Here is a 17,893-nt window from a genome sequence, read left to right as displayed (position 1 = left end):
AAACGACTTGGGTGTCATGACACTTTATAGCTTCAGCACAGCTGTACGTATCCGCTGTGCTGCAGATTACAAAAGTGTGTTTGATGGTGCGCTTTTTAAAGTGCATCAACCCCACTTCTTATTTCTTGCCAGACCGACCGAATTGCATTATAGCCGTTTGGGTATTGTTGTGGCCAAGAAAAAAGTGCGTCGTGCACATGAAAGAAATCGAATAAAACGACTTGCTCGCGAAAGTTTTCGCCTGCATCAGCAGCAACTGGAATTATTAGATATCGTAGTAATGCCTAAAATAGGTATAGAAGATATTTCTAATGCCGAGTTGCACCAGCAATTACAGATAGCTTGGCAAAAGTTACAACGCCAGGTTAAAAAACACCGAAAAATAGCTGTTTCTTCCTCACAAAACTAGAGATACCAATGAGACGTTTATTGCATTGGTTGATACGTTTCTATCAAATTGCGATTAGTCCGCTGCTTGGACCTCGTTGTCGTTATATTCCAACTTGTTCTCAATATTCGTTAGAAGCCATTCATGCGCATGGCGCGATGCGTGGCGTGTGGTTGGCCGGTAAACGTATCTGTCGCTGTCATCCGTGGGGTGGTTCTGGCTATGATCCTGTTCCCCCAAAAGCAATTCGTTTTATTTCATTTCAGCAAATAGATTCTCAAACCTTTCACGTTGCTGTACCCTTTCGTGATCGTTTTTTGAATCAAAATCACTCTAACCACTTGGGGTAATAGATATGCAACAATGGGCCAGGTTTGCAATTCTCGGGGCCATGTTTGTCGTCGCATATTTGCTCATTTTGGCGTGGCAAAAAGATTATGGTCATGCAGAGACAGCGCCGCAGCAACAGGCAGTCGTTTCGCATGAAGTATCTGCAGATTTGCCAAATAGCCAAGCGGCATCAGCTTCTTCTGATGTACCGCAAGCAAATATTGCAACGCCACAAGCAACAGATGTAACTGCACCTGTAAATCAGCAGCTGATTTCAGTACAGACTGACCTCTATCATCTTTTGATCAATCCAAAAGGTGGGGATATTGTACGAATTGAATTACTGAATCATGACAAGAATAAAGACAGCGATCAGCCGTTTGTCATGCTGGAAAGTGATGCCAAGCGTACCTATGTCGCACAATCTGGTCTGATTGGACTCAATGGTCCAGACAGTAACCGTAGCGGCCGCCCGGTATATGAGGTTGAAAAAACTTCTTATGACTTGCTTAAAGATGCTCAGACTGTCAGTAAAGATAATGGTAAAGCAGTAAAAGTACTGACTATACCAATGGTATACAAGACTGCCGATGGTGTAGAGATCATTAAGACCTTTACCTTTAAGCAGGGCGAATACCCGATCGTGGTCAACCATAAAGTGGTGAACCGTAGTCAGCAAAACTGGCAGGGTCAGATGTTTGGCCAGATCAAACGTGATAATTCTGAAGATCCTGGTAAGTCTGATCAGGGGATCTTTACGCTGGGTACCTTCCTGGGCGGTGCCTGGGGCACACCAGAAGAGCATTACAACAAGCTCAAGTTTGATAATTTTAATGATGAAAAACTGAATGTTGATGCAAAGGGTGGCTGGATTGCTGTAGTACAGCATTATTTTGTGAGTGCCTGGATTCCGGGTCAGCTTAAACTGACTCAAGCTAATGGACAGCCATATGCTGCCAAGCTCGAATCACGCAAATCAGCTGATGATATGAATATCATTAGTTTTACTTCGCCAACTATCAATGTGCCAGCCGGTACGGTTGCTGAAGTAGATGCAACCTTCTACTCAGGTCCAAAGATTCAGTCCGAGCTTAAAGATCTGGCAGTAGGTTTGAACCAGACTGTAGATTATGGCTGGTTATGGCCAATTGCTAAATTATTGTTCCTGGGTCTGCAATTCTTCCATAACATTGTCGGTAACTGGGGTTGGTCAATTATCCTGCTGACTATACTGGTTAAACTTATTCTTTGGCCACTGTCGTCCAAGAGCTATCGCTCTATGGCGAAAATGCGGGTAATTGCGCCAGAAATGCAGCGCATGAAAGAAGAGTTTGGTGAAGACCGTATGCGTTTCTCTCAGGAAATGATGGCACTCTACAAGCGTGAGCAGGTTAATCCTCTCTCAGGCTGTTTGCCGCTCTTGCTGCAAATGCCGATTTTCCTTGCCCTATACTGGGTATTGATGGAAAGTGTAGAACTGCGTCATGCGCCATGGTTCGGCTGGATTCAGGATTTGTCGGCGATGGATCCGTGGTTTATTCTGCCGTTAGTCATGGGTCTGACCATGTTTACTCAGCAATCACTGAATCCGCAGCCAGCTGATCCAATGCAGGCAAAAGTCTTTAAGATCATGCCGATCATTTTTACTGTATTTATGTTGTTCTTCCCAGCAGGACTAGTACTGTACTGGATTGTCAATAACAGTATTACTATCTTGCAGCAATGGTTTATTAACCGGAGCGTGAAGAAAGAACGCGAAAATGGTGTTGAAGTGATTTAATAATCCATTCAGCTCACTTGATCGATGCTGAATAAATCCGTCCAAGATGATAATCTTGGACGGATTTTCTTTTGCTGTTTTTAAAATTTTTAGGTGATCAATATGCTCAACTCCACCACAATTGCTGCGATAGCGACTCCACCTGGCCGTGGTGGTGTTGGGGTAATTCGCCTCTCAGGTCCGAAAGCCTATATGATTGCCGAACAGTTAACCCAGCGGTCTTTACCAAAAGCCCGCATGGCAGCTTTTCGGCAGTTTTATGATGCGGAGCAGCAGGTAATGGATGAGGGATTGGTTATCTGTTTTCCAAATCCCTATTCATTTACGGGAGAAGATGTTGTTGAGCTACAGGGTCATGGTGGACCGGTAATTCAAAATGCCCTGCTCTCCCGACTATTCGAGCTGGGTGCCATAGCGGCCAAGGCTGGCGAATTTTCTATGCGTGCCTTTGAAAATGGCAAACTTGATCTGGTACAGGCCGAAGCCATTGCTGATCTGATTGATGCCACGTCACAGGCAGCTGCACGCTCGGCAGTACGTTCTTTACAAGGTGCTTTTTCTGTTAAGGTGAATTCTGTATTAGAGAAGCTTATTCATTTACGTTTACATGTAGAAGCGGCGATTGATTTTCCTGAAGAAGAAATTAATTTTCTCGCTGACGGAAAAATTCTCAAGCTGCTGGATGATGTTGCCAGTTCAGTCACGCTAGTACAACAATCTGCACGTCAGGGCCAGTTACTGCGAGAAGGATTACAGGTGGTCATTGCCGGAAAACCAAATGCTGGTAAGTCTTCGCTCTTAAATGCATTGGCAGGCAATGACCGCGCTATTGTTACTGATATTGCTGGAACAACCCGTGATGTACTGCATGAAAAGATTAGTCTGAACGGTCTACCCATTACGCTCACAGATACAGCAGGTTTACGTGAAACCGGTGATATTGTAGAACAAGAAGGGATACGTCGCGCAATTAAGGAAATTGAACAGGCTGATTTACTGTTACTGGTCTATGATTTGAGCCAAGGTGAAGATCCTTTAAAATTAGCCCAGAATTATTTTGCTGAACATCTGGAGCCTAAGCGGCTTATGTTAATTGGAAATAAGTGTGACCTCATTGGGGTCCAGCCAGAAGCAGGACAATATCAGGGTTTTCGTCATATCAGTATATCTGCAAAAATGGAAACCGGTGTCCAGACACTCATAGAAGCGATTACAGACCATGCCGGCTTCCAGCCAGAAGAAGATACCTTTATTGCCCGAACACGGCATCTGGACGCAATGAAGCGTACCCAGGCATATCTGGCTGAGGCACGTGAGCAGCTTACAGATTTTCATGCAGGTGAGCTGGTAGCCGAATCATTACGGCTGGCCCAAAATGCTTTAAGTGAAATTACTGGTGAATTTAGCGCCGATGACCTGCTTGGGAAAATTTTCGGGTCTTTCTGTATCGGGAAATAGTTCAAAAGCAAGTGAACTCATTATCAATAAATTGATAAGTTATTTAAGCCGGTCTTAGGACTCTTTATAGAGAATTAAAACCCTACCTTCATCAGAGTTGGCCGGCTTTTAATCTCTATTAATAATTTGCCAGAATTTTTATAAAAAGTATAAGCAATGAGCTAAATTTTAATATTAGTAACTCCAAGACTTAATAGAAAATTTTACCTGAATCAGGTTTAGATAAAATTTATGGAATTCCAAATATCTAAATAATATTTCCAGTGAAAATGATTAAAATATAATAAATTAAGCTGATTTAGGATTTGATGACTGCTCCATTCTGCTAAGCCATAAAGTTCAGGTAATTATGATGAAACTATTTTTTTAGGCCAGAGTAATAAGGCCAGACAGAGCAGCGCTATGCTTGCACAGAAACTCAGTACCCCGAATGTTAATCCAAAATGATCAGCCAGATAGCCTACGGCAATAATTGGTACAATTGTGCCTAGATAACCGATAAAAAGATAAGTTGACATAACCGCAGCACGATTACGTTCATGAGTCATGCTGTGAATCAGACCAAATGCACCCATTAACCCTAACCCATGTCCTGCGCCGACCAGAAGGTCACTGATGAAAAATAGCGGGCTCCATTGCGAAATCATACACAAGGCCAGTAAGATCAGACTGAACATTAATGTACCCACACCCAGATTCAGGCTTTTAATGGGTGACAGTGAGCGTGCAAAAAACTGTACAACAGCAGAGGTAAGTAAAATACTGGCAATTGCACTGCCACTTACCAGCGGGCCATGCCATGGAATTAAATCTTTCACAAAAGAAGGTGACAGTGAAGCAAATAAACTGAAAGCACCAAAAGCAATAAAGGCAGTCAGACCGGCAATAAAAAACAGGGTCTTGTAATGTGACTCAGGAATTTCCAGATGTGGCGCTATAGAAAAATTCTGCCGTTCGAATTGAGGTGATTCAAGGCGGGCCAAACCTAACAGGCAAAGGAAAGCTACCGCAATCACTGGCAAATAAGGACTTATAAGAGGCTGATCAGAAAACTGGGCAATCAGTCCTCCAATAAAGGGTCCAAGCCCGAAACCAATCACAGTAATCACTGAACTGAGTTGCGGTGCATAAAGTTTATGTTGATCAGGAATCGTCGTAATCAGGCCAAGCATGGCTGAGGTACTAATCAGTCCAGAAGCAATCCCGATCACAAATCGTCCTGCCATCAACCAGTAAATATCAATGGCAACCGCAGAAAGTGTTAATCCACAAATCACGATGACTAAACCGATTTGCAGTGTACGGAGAAAACCCAAACTGTTACTGGTACGACCAAAGAACAGTAAAGTAGCAAGACAGCCAAACATATAGGCGACAAAAATATAAGTAATGTGACTTGGCAGTAAATACCATAATTGCTGGTAAATCGGATAGAGCGGGCTAGCGAGCGCTGTTCCGATAGTACCAGTACATAAGGCAAGGCTTACCATAAGAAATGGATGCCAAGATTGTTGTTTCATAAATGAAAAGATCAGGTCGTAAGCAGGAATAAAGCTGATAGTAGCCTGAAGCCTTCGAAAAATCGAAAGTAAATAAGTAACCTGAATTAGTGCCTGTCATAAATCTAGAACCTTACTAGTTAGGTAGCCAGGATCTATGGCCAAATCAGGTATAACGCTTAAGCAACTTGAGAAACTCGGCCAGTTCCTTTTCATTATCATCATTTTGTTTGATTACATGTTCACGTAGATGAGATTCAATCAGCTCATTCATCAGGCCATTTACTGCACCTTTTATAGCTGCCACTTGCTGTAATACTTCAATGCAGCTTTTATCTTCTTGCTGCAACGCAGTTTCTACAGCTTGTAGCTGTCCTTGAAGCCGCTTGACCCGATTTAAAATTTTCTTGTCCTGATGTAAATGACCCATGCATGACCTCTAAAAATAATTATACTAGGGGGGAGTATATGGAATAAACTGTTATGCAAAATTTTAACCTATCCCGACACCATAAACACCAGTTTGATCAGGGGAATCCACTCGCCCAGAAACGAATCCTGTGGGCTACACTGTTAACCGGTTTCATGATGCTACTCGAAATAAGTGGTGGCTGGTTATTTAACTCTATGGCTTTACTGGCTGATGGCTGGCATATGAGTTCACATATGTTGGCTTTGGGGCTCGCTTATCTGGCTTACCGCGCGGCGCGCCACTATGCAAATGACCAGCGTTTCAGTTTTGGAACCTGGAAAATCGAAATTCTGGCAGGCTACAGTAGCGCCATTTTATTGATTGTTGTAGCTTTATATATGGCGGTTCATTCAGTTGAACGTCTGATTTTTCCGGTTGCTATTCACTATAATGAAGCAATTCCGATCGCAGTACTCGGCCTGTTGGTAAATCTGCTTTGTGCCTGGCTCTTGCATGATCATACTGACTATCACCATCACCATCACCATCANNACATGAACATGAACATGAACATCGTAAGCATAGTCATGATTTAAATCAAAAAGCTGCTTTCTTGCATGTGGTTGCTGATGCGGTGACATCGGTTTTCGCTATTATTGCGCTTCTGGCTGGAAAATATTTCGGCTGGGCCTTTCTGGATGCCGTCTTGGGAGTTGCTGGTGCTGTATTGGTAGCGCGCTGGGCCTGGGGACTTATAAGAGATACAGGCCGAACCTTGCTGGATGCAGAAATGGATCATCCGGTAGTCGCTGAGATTCGTGAGGTTATTGTCGGTTTACCAGTACAAGTAGAAATTACTGATCTGCATGTGTGGAAAGTAGGCCGTGGAAAATTTGCCTGTATTTTGGCTTTGGAAACCCAAGATGACTTGAATGCTGATCAGGTTCGTGATGCATTAAGTATTCATGAGGAAGTGGTGCATATTTCGGTTGAAATCAATATGCCATTGTAGATGTTCCACGTGAAACCTTCCTTAGTTAGTTAAAATATTTTGTTAAAAATATGTTTAAAAAGAGCCAAAAGATTAGAATCAGGCAGGATTAACCTAAAATGAGCCATCCACGCATGAAAAAGTTATTAATGCTAGCGCTAGCTGGAATACTCAGTAGTAGCTGCTTTGCCAATGTAGAGTCAGTACAGAATAATTTAAAGCAGCATTATCCTAACCTGAAATTTGAGCAGATTCAGTCTACTGAGATGAATGGAATCTATAGTGCAGTGCTAGATGGCCAAGTAGTTTACGTGGGTGAAGAAGCCAATCATATTCTGGTTGGTTCCATGATACGTCTTAAGGATCAGCAGAATCTAACCAAAGATCTGGTGCTTAAGCAAAATAGTATTGACTGGAAACAGCTGCCTTTACAGGATGCGATTAAAACAGTGCGAGGCAGCGGCAAGCGTCAACTTGCTGTTTTTTCTGACCCAAATTGTCCATATTGCAAAAAGCTTGAGACTGAGCTTGCCAAACTTAATAATGTGACGATTTATAGTTTTATTTATCCGATCAAACCACAGTCGGTAAAACCGGCTAAACAGGTATGGTGTTCGGATAGTCGTACAGTGGCTTGGCAAAACCTGTTAGTTAAAGGAATACAGCCCACTGCCAATACCAATTGCACTAATCCGATTGAGCGGAATTTGAGTCTGGGAAAATCACTGGGCTTGCAAGGTACTCCGGCAATCATTTTCTCAAACGGTTTTAAACTGATGGGGGCTTATCCGGCGGAACAGATTGAACAGGCTTGGCAGGAATTTGGCTTATAAGCTATAGCCATAAAAAAGCACCGGAAACGGTGCTTTTTTATTTTAATTTTTAAATTATTTAAGGATGATGATTTACACGTGAACGCTTGGTAATCATGTTATAAATAAACAGGATGATCAATGCACCCACGACTGATGCAATAAAGCCTGCAGCCGAGTTTTCATCATAAAGGCCGAGCATACGGCCACCATAGGTAGCCACTAGTGCACCAGCGATCCCTAATAAAGTGGTAACGATAAAGCCTGCCTTGTCATTACCTGGGTGAATTGCCCGTGCAATTAGCCCTGCAATGAAACCGACGATAATAGCAACGATAAGTGACCACATACGCGTTCTCCTTCTTATCTTTTCTGATGTGATGTCTGGAACATGTACGCTTATTATCATTGAGCACGTATCAAATTTTAAAAAGTGCCATAATGCTACTTCCTGTTGAGTTTTTGTGCCGCTAGGGCATCAATACGATAAAACTGCTAAAGAACGTATAAAAAAAGTGGCCATAGGCCACTTTTAAGTATCAGGAATTTAGAAAACTAAAGACCAATTTCCCCAATAAAAGGAATGTGTCGATACTTCTGGTCATAATCCAGACCATAGCCAACAATAAATTTATCTTCTACTTCAAAGCCTAAAAATTTAACTTCAAGTTCAATTTCACGGCGTGATGGTTTGCTTACCAGGGTGCAGAGTTCGATTGAATTAGGATTACGGGTTTGCAGAATTTCCAGAACTTTACTTAGGGTATTGCCTGAGTCGATGATATCCTCGACTACCAGAACATCTTTACCCCGGATTTCCCCGTCCAGATCTTTCAGGATTTTTACATCACGACTTGAAGTAGTGCCTCCCCCATAACTGGAGACGGTCATAAAGTCCAGTTCATGTGGTTTATGAATGGCACGGCATAAATCTGCCATGAAAATGACCGAGCCACGTAACAGTCCGATCAGAACCAGTTCCCGGTCACTTTGTGCATAGTGAGCATCAATTTTTGCACCAAGCTCTTTGACTTTTGCCTGAATCTCTTCAGCAGAAATCAATACGCTCATTTCAATGGTCATGGGCAGATCCCTAAAAACGAGTAAAATGAAAAAATAAAAAAGGTGTTGACCTGCAACACCTCGAATAGGGAAATTTTAATGCAATTTTTCATTCTGTGCATCCTTTTCAGAAGCCAGAATGTGAATTATCTGTTAGTTGAGGGACGATCAGACTTGAGCAGAACTGCACAGGCTAAAGCCAATACTCCCCATTTAAAAAGACTGCTACCAGGAACTCTAGACTGGTTCTGCTTTGCTGTAGGCCTTTTGTCCATAGATATAGGTTGCTTCAACATTACGATCATCTCCTAATGTAAACAGGGCAAATAGGCTGTCTTCTAGTCCCTTGCTATGTTCCTGACGCAGTTTCTGTAAAGCTGTTGCCTTCAGGTCGAGTACTATAAAGTCAGCTTCTTTACCTAAATCGAAATTGCCCAGCTTGTCCTCTAGGTTCAATGCACGTGCGCCCCCCAGTGTAGCGTGGTAGAAGGCCTCAAGCGCAGAGAGCTTGTTGCCCTGTAACTGCTGGACTTTATATGCTTCATTGGCTGTCTGTAACAGGCTGAATGATGTACCTGCACCAATATCAGTCCCGAGGCCAACCTTTACCTGTTTTTGCCAGGTTTTAGACAATGGAAACAGCCCGCTTCCTAAAAACAGGTTCGATGTTGGGCAGAATGCGATTGCAGATTTACTCTGGTGCAGACAGTCCCATTCCTGCTCCTGCAGATGAACACAATGTGCAAATACACTGCGTTCTCCAGTCAGCCCGTAATGGTGATAAACCTCCAGGTAACCCTGCTGCTCAGGGAACAATTCTTTTACCCAGGCAATTTCATCCAGATTTTCACTCAAATGGGTATGTATATAGACATCCGGAAATTCTGTTTTTAATTTTCCCGCCAGCTGCAATTGTTCCGGTGTAGAGGTAGGCGCAAAACGTGGTGTAATAGCATAGAGTGCCCGGCCCTTGCCATGCCATTTTTCAATGAGTGCCCTGCTATCTTCATAGCTGCTCTGGGCCGTGTCACAAAGTGCCTCGGGCGCATTACGGTCCATCATGACCTTACCTGCAATGAGCCGCATCTGGTACTGTGCTGCCTGCTCAAATAATGCATCTACTGATTGTGGATGCACCGTACAGAAAACCAATGCAGTGGTGGTTCCATTTCTAAGCAGTTCTTCTACAAAAAAATGAGCAATCTTGCTGGCATGTTCAGGATTTTCAAACTGCATTTCAGTCGGAAACGTATAAGTATTAAGCCAGCTCAGCAGTTGCTCGCCATATGCACCGACCATTTCACTTTGTGGATAATGTATATGCGTGTCAATAAAACCAGGAACAATCAACTGCTCAGGATAATGTTCTACCAGAATACCGGCAGGTAATTGGGTCTGGCCCTCCTGCCACGGGCCAAACCAGACTATTTTCCCCTGTTCTGTAATCAGCAGGCCATCTTCTAAATAACGGACCTGATGAGCCAGATCAGTAGGCTGAGCAACAATCTGCCGAATATCTAGAAAACGCCCGCGAATGGCTGTGGAAATGGGAAGTGAAGACATGGTTAAAACCTGCAAGTTATACTTTTTTCAACCGATTTTAACCGTAACTTTCAGCGACTGTATACCGTTATAATGCGTAAAACGGTTAAGTCAGAGCCTTAACCGTTTAAGCTATCTGTGGACTATTGTGGTAGCTGCTTTTGGTTATAACGGTATGACATCCAGCCGGTAATGGTGAGCACAACTGCAATAAAGCCTAGAGAAATCCAGATTGGCATATGGAATACGTCAAGCAGAAGCATTTTTGCGCCAATAAACAGCAGGATTACACCTAAACCATAAGGAAGGTAATGCATTTTTACTGCAGCACCAGATAGCAGAAAGAACATGGCACGTAAACCGAGAATCGCCATCAGGTTTGCTGTAAGAACAATAAACGGATCACTGGTGACTGCGAAGATTGCCGGAATAGAATCTACTGCAAAAATTACATCAGAGAATTCAACCAGAATCAGTACTATGAAGAGCGGCGTTAACCATAACTGGCCCTGTTTACGTACCCAGAATTTATGACCTTCGAGCTGCGGGGTAATACGAAAATGCTTACGCAGCCATTTCAGTAAGGCCATCTCTTCAATATTGGGGTTATCATCTTGCCCTTTCAGGAATTTATAGCCGGTATATACCAGGAAGGCACCGAAGATATAAAGTACCCAGGAAAACTCCTGTACCATCCATGCCCCAATAAAGATAAAAATGGTCCGCAGGATAATTGCACCCAGAACCCCGTAAAGCAGAACCTGTTTCTGCAAAGCAGGTGGAATGGCAAATGCCGAGAAAATCATCAGCCAGACAAACACATTATCAATAGCCAATGATTTTTCCAGTAGATAACCGGTAAAGTATTCCATGGTTTTCTGGTTGGCAATTTCAATTCCGCTGTTCTGTTGCAGATAAAACCAGAGACCTGCACCAAAAATCACTGAAACGGTTACCCAGGCTGCACTCCACCACGCAGCCTGCTTCATAGGAACAGGCTGATCCTGATGCTGTCTGAAACCTAAAAAATCTACCAAAAGCATGACTGCAATTATGGCAAAAAATACCAGATACAATCCCATACTGCCGATTGATTCCATCACTATCTCCTCATCCGGCATACGGGCACAAAAAAACCTTGACCTGCTGCCAGATGTGTTTATTCATCTGTGTCAACATGATCAAGGTCTTGCCTACACCAGGGTTAGAACATCCTGATGCTCAGATACCGACTTTTTGCAAAGTGTATTGACGATATCTGACACGCAACCGAACGCGATAAAAAACTATCGGCTACGCTTGGAGGAGGCTACTCCCCTTGTCAAACTAAAATTCTGTCTCAAATAGAATGCTCTATTTGAATATGTGTAGAGTTGCACATTTTTTAACAAAGTGCAATTTAAAAAAATAACTCAAATCAACGGTAATTGTTGTCTGGATGTGGCATGTTAAAACAAATTGACAAGATTCATGAAGGAGAAAAGTATGGAAGTTCAGCATCATGAAAATGACCAGCGCGGTGCCTTTATTATTCCTGAAAATGGTGAACGCTTGGGCGAGCTGACTTATGTGTGGCAGGGTGAGGACAAATTTGCTATTGACCATACCTGGGTCAGTCCGGCAGCACGTGGCCGAGGCGTGGCACGCGAACTGCTTGATGCCGCAGTTGCTTATGCACGTGAGAAACAGGTCAAGATTATTCCAGTCTGCTCTTACGTGGCCACCATGTTTCAGCGTGAGAAAAGTTTTGCTGATGTGGCTGTCTGAGTCTTGTATCTGAACAGGTACTGCTGCTACAAGCAGTACCTGAGAGACTTTAAAGGATTATACAGTCGTGACCAATGGCAGTTTTAACTGAACACGACGGCGTAACCATGCACTCGGACGATAACGTGGATCACGGCTAATTGCAGACATACGGTCCAGAATAAGCAGAATTTTATCTGCTCCCAACTTGTCACCCCATTCAATCGGGCCATAAGGATAGCCCAGACCCAGACGTACTGCAGCGTTAATATCCTCAACACTGGCCACACCCTGCTGGGCAATGTCACAGCCCAGATTGACGATCATGGCCAGTACACGCTGTGCTACGAAGCCGGTACTTTCCTGAATCATGCTAAGTGAAGTGCCATCCAGATTAAAAATGGAATGTGCTGCTGTCTTATGTTTTGAGTCAGTGATGAGGGTTGGCATAAGACTACGATGTTTATTAAAACCGTATAGCAGGTCAATACACACTACCTGTTTCGGATTTACCTGATAGCGTAAGGCCGCAGTCGTTGCGTCTTCACCATAGCTGGCAATGAGCACTAAAGCCTGTTCAGAAGGCTCTGGACCTGTTTCTAGCGTTATGCCCTGCTGTTCCAGATAATCTTTTAAAATACTCTGGTCTTTTTCAAGGTCTGCTGCAATCCAGACGGTTGGATAATGATCCAGCTTTTCTACAAAAACTGCCGAGTCTTCACCCTGCTTTTCACCAGTCGTATAGTCATAAAAACCTTTACCGGTCTTTCTGCCCAGCTGTTTGGCTATATATCGCTGCCGGGTAATAACACTTGGACGATAACGGGCTTCTTCATAGTACTGATGATAAATTGACTCACTCACCGGATGGGAGACATCCATCCCGGTCAGGTCTACCAGTTCAAATGGACCCATTTTAAAACCGATACTATCACGGTAAATCCGGTCAAGCTCGGACACTGAAGCCACATTTTCAATCAGCATGGCATAGGCCTCACTGCCAAAGGCTCGGCCCGCATGATTAATGATAAAACCCGGGGTATCCTGTGCTTTAACCGGATGATGACCCATTTTGACAGAAAGCTGCATGAGTGCATCTACAATATCCTCACGGGTATTGAAGCCCTGAATGACTTCGACAACTTTCATCAGCGGTACAGGGTTGAAGAAATGGTAACCCACGATCTGTTCAGGACGCTTACAGCCAGCAGCAATTGCAGTAATAGATAAAGAAGAGGTGTTGGAAGCCAGAATAGTTTGTGTACCCACCAGGCTTTCCAGCTGCTGCATGAGCTGCTGCTTGACCTCAAGATTTTCAACAATTGCTTCAACAATCAGGTCACAGTTTTTGAGCTGTTCCAATTCGGTCGCTATACTAAGATGGCTCAAATCCTGATCGGCTTTTTCCTGACTGAATTTTCCTTTACTGGCCAGTGTATTTAAAGTCTTGCCGAGTTTTTCTCTGGCTTGCTCTGCAGCCCCCGCCTTGGCATCAAACAGTATTACATCGTGTCCAGATTGGATTGCAATCTGGGCAATACCTGCGCCCATAGTGCCTGTGCCAATAATTCCGATCTGCTGAATCTGAATACTCATGTTTCTATCCCTGAATTATTTACCCTGATAATTTGGTTTTCGTTTTTCAATAAAAGCCTGCATGCCTTCTTTCTGGTCTTCGGTATCAAAGAGTAACTGGAAGGATTTACGCTCTAGCGCCAGGCCCGCATGAAGAGGTACATCTTCGGCCATCAGCGCAACTTCTTTAATCTGTTCCAGCGCGACAGGAGGCAATTTAGCTATGGATTCAGCCATTTTGAGGGCAGCTGGAATCGCATTGTCTTCTTCAACTAACTGGGACACCAAGCCCATTTGTAAGGCTTCTTGAGCTGGAACCAGACAGCCAGTCAATATCATGCGCATGGCTTGGAATTTGCCTACCGCACGGAACAGACGCTGGGTACCACCTGCCCCTGGCATTACACCAACTTTTACCTCTGGTTGTCCAAATACCGCTGTCTGGCTGGCAATAATAATATCTGCATGCATGGCCAGCTCACAGCCTCCACCCAAAGCATAGCCATTGACTGCAGCAATGACCGGTTTTGGACAGCTGGCAATTGCATGCCAGTAACGCTCACTGCGACGTTGCATCATCTGAACTGCATGAGCATTTGCCAACTCTTTTAAATCTGCGCCTGCTGCAAAGTCCTGTTCTCCGCCTGTCAATACAATGGCACGAATTTCCGGGTCATCGCTGAGTTGATTAAAGATTTGTGCCAGCTGAATCCTCACTTGGGTATTTAAGGCATTTTTTGCTTCTGGACGGTGAATTTTAACTACAGCTACATAGGATTTTAAATATTCAACCTGAACGACCTGTTCCATTTTATCTCCATTGTTTCGTTATGCGGAAATATGTTTTATTAAAAATAAGTTTATTCTATAGCCAATGCAATGCTTTTTTAATAAAAACTTAGCTTAATAGGCATTCTTGGCTTCTTTGTAGTGTTTTAGGAAAAACACTTGAGCAGTTTATGGGAATATGATTTTATATTTCGTATTATGAAATAAAATTTTGGATTCATCTGAAGCTGGTTTATTTCATTAATATCCGACTCATATAAAAACTTAATTCAAGACAAAAGCTGCTGCAGTGACGCAATAGCAGAAACCATAAAGATAAGCCTCTACAGCCCAGGAGGAAAACTAGAAAAAATATTAGGAATTTGATGAGCCTGTTCTATCACCGGTATATCTAACTATATGACATCACTTCTAATCGCTGTTTAATACCCAAAACAATAATTTGCTGTAAGCAATAAAGATAATAAGGAAAATTTAATATGGAAAAGGTTTCACCTTTAATAATAGAAGAGGTTTCAGTACCACCTGCTAAAAAGGTCTGGATGACCGCATTTATATTTTCATTTCTGGTTTTACTGGTCGATGGCGCTGATATTGCATTTTTAGCCTATAGCCTGACCAGTCTTAAAGCCGAATTCGGATTGACCTCGATTCAGGTAGGTGCCTTGGGCAGCTGGTCATTGATTGGCAGTGCAGTAGGTGGCCTGATTGGCGGCTGGGCCTGTGACCGTTTTGGCCGGGTACGTATTATTGTGATTTATCTGGTAATTTCATCTGTTCTATCCTGTGCATTAGGTTTTGCAGACTCCTATTATCAGTTTGTTATTTTAAGAACGCTGGCTGCGGTCGGACTGGGTTCATTATACATTGCCTGTAATACCTTAATGTCAGAATATGTGCCTACCAAATACCGGACTACGGTACTTGCGGCGCTAATGACCGGTTTCACTATGGGATCTCTGGTGGCCACACTGTTAGCCGGCTGGATTATTCCGGCTTATGGCTGGCGAATGCTGTACTGGATTACTATCGTTCCCATCTTTCTCTCGGTTCTGATTCATTTTATGGTACCAGAGCCGGAATCCTGGAAAAAATCCATTGCCTTAAAGCTGAAGAAAGCCGAACAGCTGGCACAAACTATAAAAACCACCAATCCATATAAAGATATATTTAAAGAGAGAAAACACCGCAAGATGTTTTTACTCTGGTCATTAAGCGCGGGTGCATTACAGTTTGGTTATTACGGTATGAGTAACTGGTTACCATCTTATCTTGAGGCCGAAGTCGGCATCAAGTTTAAAGAGATGACCATGTATATGATCGGTACATTCCTGATCATGATCTTTGCCAAGGTTGTAGCAGGGATGGTCGCCGACCGTTGGGGACGCCGTGCAGTTTTTGCTTTTGGAACCATGGGTACGGCGCTGTTTATTCCTGTTCTGGTCTACCTTAATACACCTGCCAATATTTTATGGCTGATGTTGCTGTTCGGTTTTCTGTACGGTATGCCATTTGCTATTAATGCTACTTACATGACCGAAAGTTTTCCAACATCTATTCGTGGAACAGCGGTTGGCGGTGCATTTAATGTCGGGCGAATTGGAGCAATTTTTGCGCCTGTTACAATTGGTATTTTTGCTCAGAATGGCTCTATTGGAACCGGCCTTCTGGTAATGGGGGCTGCTTATTTTCTATGTGGCCTGATTCCGCTGTTATTTATTAAAGACCGCTTATATGATCCGCAAAAAGCTGATTAAAAAAGAATTCACAAAGCAAAAATCTACTTTTAATTAGATTTTTTATTAAAAATGCAAGACAAATTAACAGATTAAAAAGAATTTTTATAAATAAAAAACCATGATCAATAACCGATCAGATTCCATATAAGAAAAGGATCACAAGAATGAGAAAGACAGTAATCGCTACAGTAATTGGAACATTATTTAGTCCAACACTTCATGCGGCAGCATTTGACCGTACTGGCCAATCAATCTCCAGTTTTTTACAGCCGGGCAATTACTTTGAAGCCACTTTAACAGTCAGTGATACTACACTCAAGGGCCAGGAGGCTGGCACGACAAATACTGACCGTATGATTGATGATATTGCCAATACTGACTATCGGCCGGCGGCTGCATTCAAATTGCAGCTTGCACCACAATTTTCATTTGGCCTGATTTATGATCAGCCTTTTGCTTCAGACAGTGAATACTCAGGAAATAACAGTTTCACTGCTACTCCGCAGGATCAGGTGGTACTACCAGGAATTACAACTGGCAGTCTGGCTGAGGCTACAGATGGTCAGATACCTGAGGGGCAAACCCTGTCACAGGTAGATACACAGAATTTGAGCTGGATCATGGGCTATCAGCCCAATAAAAACTGGAATATTTATGCAGGGCCGGTTTATCAGACTTTTAAAAGCGATATTCAACTGCGGGGAGCCACTTACAGCTTATATAACGGTTATAACTTTCAGGCCAAGGAAACAGGAGATTGGGGCTGGCTTGCCGGCTTCGCCTACCAGATTCCTGAAAAGGCTATCAGGACTTCCTTAACTTACCGTTCTGCAATCACCCACAAGATTAATGCCAGCGAAGAAGCACCATTGATTGATATGCTGAGTACCCGGTCCGGACGAGATTATGTGGGCAATTATCTGCAACAGCTGGTAGCTCTTGGCCAGATTTCTCCAGAGCAGCAGGCTGCTATTAATGGTATCGTTGCCCGTTTACCTTCTGCAGGGAAATCTGGAACCACCAAATTTGAATCACCGGCTTCGCTTAATCTTGAGTTCCAGACTGGTTTACGGCCGGGCACTCTTCTGTTTGGTAATGTGCGCTGGGTAAACTGGGATGACTTCGCATTTCAACCTTACCGCTTTGGCGCAATATCTGAAATAGTTGGTGTGCTTTCTACGCCGAGCCGGCCGGAGGGATTTAATCTGGTGCGCTATTTTCATGACCAGTGGTCAGCGAATTTAGGTATTGGACAGCGTTTTAGCTCCAAATGGAATGGTTCTGCTTCTATAGGGTGGGATTCCGGTGCTGGAGAATATGTATCTACGGGCGGTCCAATAAAAGGTTATTACAATATTGGACTGGGCTTTCAATATAGCCCTGCCACGTCATATTTTATTTCTGGAGGAATGAAATATACCTGGCTTGGAGACGCCAAGGGGCAAGTCGGTGCACAGGCAGGAAGTCAATACTATGTCAGCGAATTTAAAGATAACCATTCTATCGGCTATGGATTGAAGATTGGTTATCGTTTCTAGTCAGCTAATGGCACAGCCGGTCTCATCCAATAGAACCAATAAGATGTACAGCTTATTTAAAGTAAATCCTAAGCCACTTGATTAGTAAAAATAAGACGACTGCTTTTCTGGGTATATTTAAAAATTTTAGCTAAAATTTAATTTCTTGATATGAAATTTTTTGTAATAGCTATTCTTATGCTTCACTGGATTTTCAAGATTTCTTAAATTATGATGGAATAAAACATAACTG

Annotated in this window: 16 protein-coding genes and 1 pseudogene; 9 read left to right on the top strand and 8 right to left on the bottom strand. The window is 43.1% G+C overall.

What is annotated here, in order from left to right:
* Positions 1-16: 16 nt before the first annotated feature.
* The 4 genes from rnpA (at position 17) to mnmE (ending at position 3,956) form a co-directional block, all read left to right on the top strand.
* A complete protein-coding gene (gene rnpA, locus B3R63_RS06410; protein ID WP_111282741.1) occupies positions 17-409 on the top strand; it encodes a ribonuclease P protein component in 393 nt (130 codons plus the stop codon).
* Positions 410-417: 8 nt separating this feature from the next.
* On the top strand, positions 418-738 hold the full coding sequence (gene yidD, locus B3R63_RS06405) for a membrane protein insertion efficiency factor YidD (RefSeq protein ID WP_017401114.1): 321 nt from the start codon (positions 418-420) through the stop codon (positions 736-738).
* Between the two features lie 5 nt (positions 739-743).
* Entirely contained in the window at positions 744-2,498 is a 1,755-nt protein-coding gene (gene yidC / locus B3R63_RS06400) for a membrane protein insertase YidC (protein WP_005023828.1), read from the top strand.
* Positions 2,499-2,600: 102 nt separating this feature from the next.
* Positions 2,601-3,956: a tRNA uridine-5-carboxymethylaminomethyl(34) synthesis GTPase MnmE gene (mnmE, locus tag B3R63_RS06395; RefSeq protein ID WP_286729213.1), complete on the top strand. Its 1,356-nt coding sequence runs from the start codon at positions 2,601-2,603 to the stop codon at positions 3,954-3,956.
* A 347-nt stretch (positions 3,957-4,303) separates the two neighbouring features.
* Here mnmE and B3R63_RS06390 read toward each other — a convergent pair whose 3' ends face one another.
* Both B3R63_RS06390 and B3R63_RS06385 read right to left on the bottom strand, forming a co-directional pair.
* Positions 4,304-5,476 carry an MFS transporter gene (locus B3R63_RS06390; protein ID WP_286729211.1) on the bottom strand — a complete coding sequence of 391 codons (1,173 nt, stop codon included), beginning with the start codon at positions 5,474-5,476 and terminating at the stop codon, positions 4,304-4,306.
* Between the two features lie 145 nt (positions 5,477-5,621).
* A complete protein-coding gene (locus B3R63_RS06385; RefSeq protein ID WP_005017539.1) occupies positions 5,622-5,885 on the bottom strand; it encodes a metal/formaldehyde-sensitive transcriptional repressor in 264 nt (87 codons plus the stop codon).
* 53 nt (positions 5,886-5,938) lie between these two features.
* Here B3R63_RS06385 and dmeF point away from each other — a divergent pair.
* Both dmeF and B3R63_RS06375 read left to right on the top strand, forming a co-directional pair.
* Positions 5,939-6,879, top strand: a pseudogene (dmeF, locus tag B3R63_RS06380) (CDF family Co(II)/Ni(II) efflux transporter DmeF).
* A gap of 98 nt (positions 6,880-6,977) precedes the next feature.
* Positions 6,978-7,691, top strand: a complete 714-nt coding sequence (locus B3R63_RS06375; protein WP_151725636.1) for a DsbC family protein — start codon at positions 6,978-6,980, stop codon at positions 7,689-7,691.
* Between the two features lie 58 nt (positions 7,692-7,749).
* On the opposite strand, the gene B3R63_RS06370 is transcribed toward B3R63_RS06375, so the two are convergent.
* The 4 genes from B3R63_RS06370 to B3R63_RS06355 all read right to left on the bottom strand — a co-directional run bounded on the left by B3R63_RS06370 (position 7,750) and on the right by B3R63_RS06355 (position 11,374).
* Complete coding sequence (locus tag B3R63_RS06370; RefSeq protein WP_005017546.1) at positions 7,750-8,019, bottom strand: GlsB/YeaQ/YmgE family stress response membrane protein; 270 nt, start codon at positions 8,017-8,019, stop codon at positions 7,750-7,752.
* Between the two features lie 206 nt (positions 8,020-8,225).
* A complete protein-coding gene (gene hpt / locus B3R63_RS06365) occupies positions 8,226-8,753 on the bottom strand; it encodes a hypoxanthine phosphoribosyltransferase (protein WP_005017552.1) in 528 nt (175 codons plus the stop codon).
* A gap of 216 nt (positions 8,754-8,969) precedes the next feature.
* Positions 8,970-10,295: a guanine deaminase gene (guaD, locus tag B3R63_RS06360; protein ID WP_265761277.1), complete on the bottom strand. Its 1,326-nt coding sequence runs from the start codon at positions 10,293-10,295 to the stop codon at positions 8,970-8,972.
* A gap of 122 nt (positions 10,296-10,417) precedes the next feature.
* On the bottom strand, positions 10,418-11,374 hold the full coding sequence (locus B3R63_RS06355) for a TerC family protein (protein ID WP_286729207.1): 957 nt from the start codon (positions 11,372-11,374) through the stop codon (positions 10,418-10,420).
* A 370-nt stretch (positions 11,375-11,744) separates the two neighbouring features.
* Here B3R63_RS06355 and B3R63_RS06350 point away from each other — a divergent pair, with 370 nt between their 5' ends.
* Positions 11,745-12,041, top strand: a complete 297-nt coding sequence (locus B3R63_RS06350; RefSeq protein WP_005404701.1) for a GNAT family N-acetyltransferase — start codon at positions 11,745-11,747, stop codon at positions 12,039-12,041.
* Positions 12,042-12,098: 57 nt separating this feature from the next.
* On the opposite strand, the gene B3R63_RS06345 is transcribed toward B3R63_RS06350, so the two are convergent.
* On the bottom strand, positions 12,099-13,616 hold the full coding sequence (locus B3R63_RS06345; RefSeq protein ID WP_286729206.1) for a 3-hydroxyacyl-CoA dehydrogenase: 1,518 nt from the start codon (positions 13,614-13,616) through the stop codon (positions 12,099-12,101).
* Between the two features lie 15 nt (positions 13,617-13,631).
* Positions 13,632-14,405 (bottom strand): enoyl-CoA hydratase, encoded by a 774-nt coding sequence (locus B3R63_RS06340; protein ID WP_101161085.1) that lies wholly within the window; start codon positions 14,403-14,405, stop codon positions 13,632-13,634.
* A gap of 458 nt (positions 14,406-14,863) precedes the next feature.
* Here B3R63_RS06340 and B3R63_RS06335 point away from each other — a divergent pair, with 458 nt between their 5' ends.
* Together B3R63_RS06335 and B3R63_RS06330 are read left to right on the top strand one after the other, a co-directional pair.
* Positions 14,864-16,141 (top strand): MFS transporter, encoded by a 1,278-nt coding sequence (locus B3R63_RS06335; RefSeq protein ID WP_286729205.1) that lies wholly within the window; start codon positions 14,864-14,866, stop codon positions 16,139-16,141.
* A 146-nt stretch (positions 16,142-16,287) separates the two neighbouring features.
* The gene (locus tag B3R63_RS06330; RefSeq protein ID WP_248136753.1) at positions 16,288-17,661 is read left to right on the top strand and encodes a long-chain fatty acid transporter; all 1,374 of its coding nucleotides are present in this window, start codon (positions 16,288-16,290) and stop codon (positions 17,659-17,661) included.
* Positions 17,662-17,893 lie beyond the last annotated feature (232 nt).

Source organism: Acinetobacter sp. UBA1297 (assembly GCF_002307755.1).
Taxonomy (GTDB): domain Bacteria; phylum Pseudomonadota; class Gammaproteobacteria; order Pseudomonadales; family Moraxellaceae; genus Acinetobacter; species Acinetobacter radioresistens.
This window is presented reverse-complemented; position numbering and strand designations above follow the sequence as displayed.

Bases quoted from the DNA above. Each gene is read 5' to 3' on its own strand.
- yidD (WP_017401114.1), top strand. From the start codon at position 418: ATGAGACGTTTATTGCATTGGTTGATACGTTTCTATCAAATTGCGATT.
- B3R63_RS06330 (WP_248136753.1), top strand. From the start codon at position 16,288: ATGAGAAAGACAGTAATCGCTACAGTAATTGGAACATTATTTAGTCCA.
- guaD (WP_265761277.1), bottom strand. From the start codon at position 10,295: ATGTCTTCACTTCCCATTTCCACAGCCATTCGCGGGCGTTTTCTAGAT.
- B3R63_RS06375 (WP_151725636.1), top strand. From the start codon at position 6,978: ATGAGCCATCCACGCATGAAAAAGTTATTAATGCTAGCGCTAGCTGGA.
- hpt (WP_005017552.1), bottom strand. From the start codon at position 8,753: ATGACCATTGAAATGAGCGTATTGATTTCTGCTGAAGAGATTCAGGCA.
- mnmE (WP_286729213.1), top strand. From the start codon at position 2,601: ATGCTCAACTCCACCACAATTGCTGCGATAGCGACTCCACCTGGCCGT.
- yidC (WP_005023828.1), top strand. From the start codon at position 744: ATGCAACAATGGGCCAGGTTTGCAATTCTCGGGGCCATGTTTGTCGTC.
- B3R63_RS06340 (WP_101161085.1), bottom strand. From the start codon at position 14,405: ATGGAACAGGTCGTTCAGGTTGAATATTTAAAATCCTATGTAGCTGTA.
- B3R63_RS06355 (WP_286729207.1), bottom strand. From the start codon at position 11,374: ATGGAATCAATCGGCAGTATGGGATTGTATCTGGTATTTTTTGCCATA.
- B3R63_RS06385 (WP_005017539.1), bottom strand. From the start codon at position 5,885: ATGGGTCATTTACATCAGGACAAGAAAATTTTAAATCGGGTCAAGCGG.
- rnpA (WP_111282741.1), top strand. From the start codon at position 17: ATGACACTTTATAGCTTCAGCACAGCTGTACGTATCCGCTGTGCTGCA.
- B3R63_RS06350 (WP_005404701.1), top strand. From the start codon at position 11,745: ATGAAGGAGAAAAGTATGGAAGTTCAGCATCATGAAAATGACCAGCGC.
- B3R63_RS06370 (WP_005017546.1), bottom strand. From the start codon at position 8,019: ATGTGGTCACTTATCGTTGCTATTATCGTCGGTTTCATTGCAGGGCTA.
- B3R63_RS06335 (WP_286729205.1), top strand. From the start codon at position 14,864: ATGGAAAAGGTTTCACCTTTAATAATAGAAGAGGTTTCAGTACCACCT.
- B3R63_RS06345 (WP_286729206.1), bottom strand. From the start codon at position 13,616: ATGAGTATTCAGATTCAGCAGATCGGAATTATTGGCACAGGCACTATG.
- B3R63_RS06390 (WP_286729211.1), bottom strand. From the start codon at position 5,476: ATGAAACAACAATCTTGGCATCCATTTCTTATGGTAAGCCTTGCCTTA.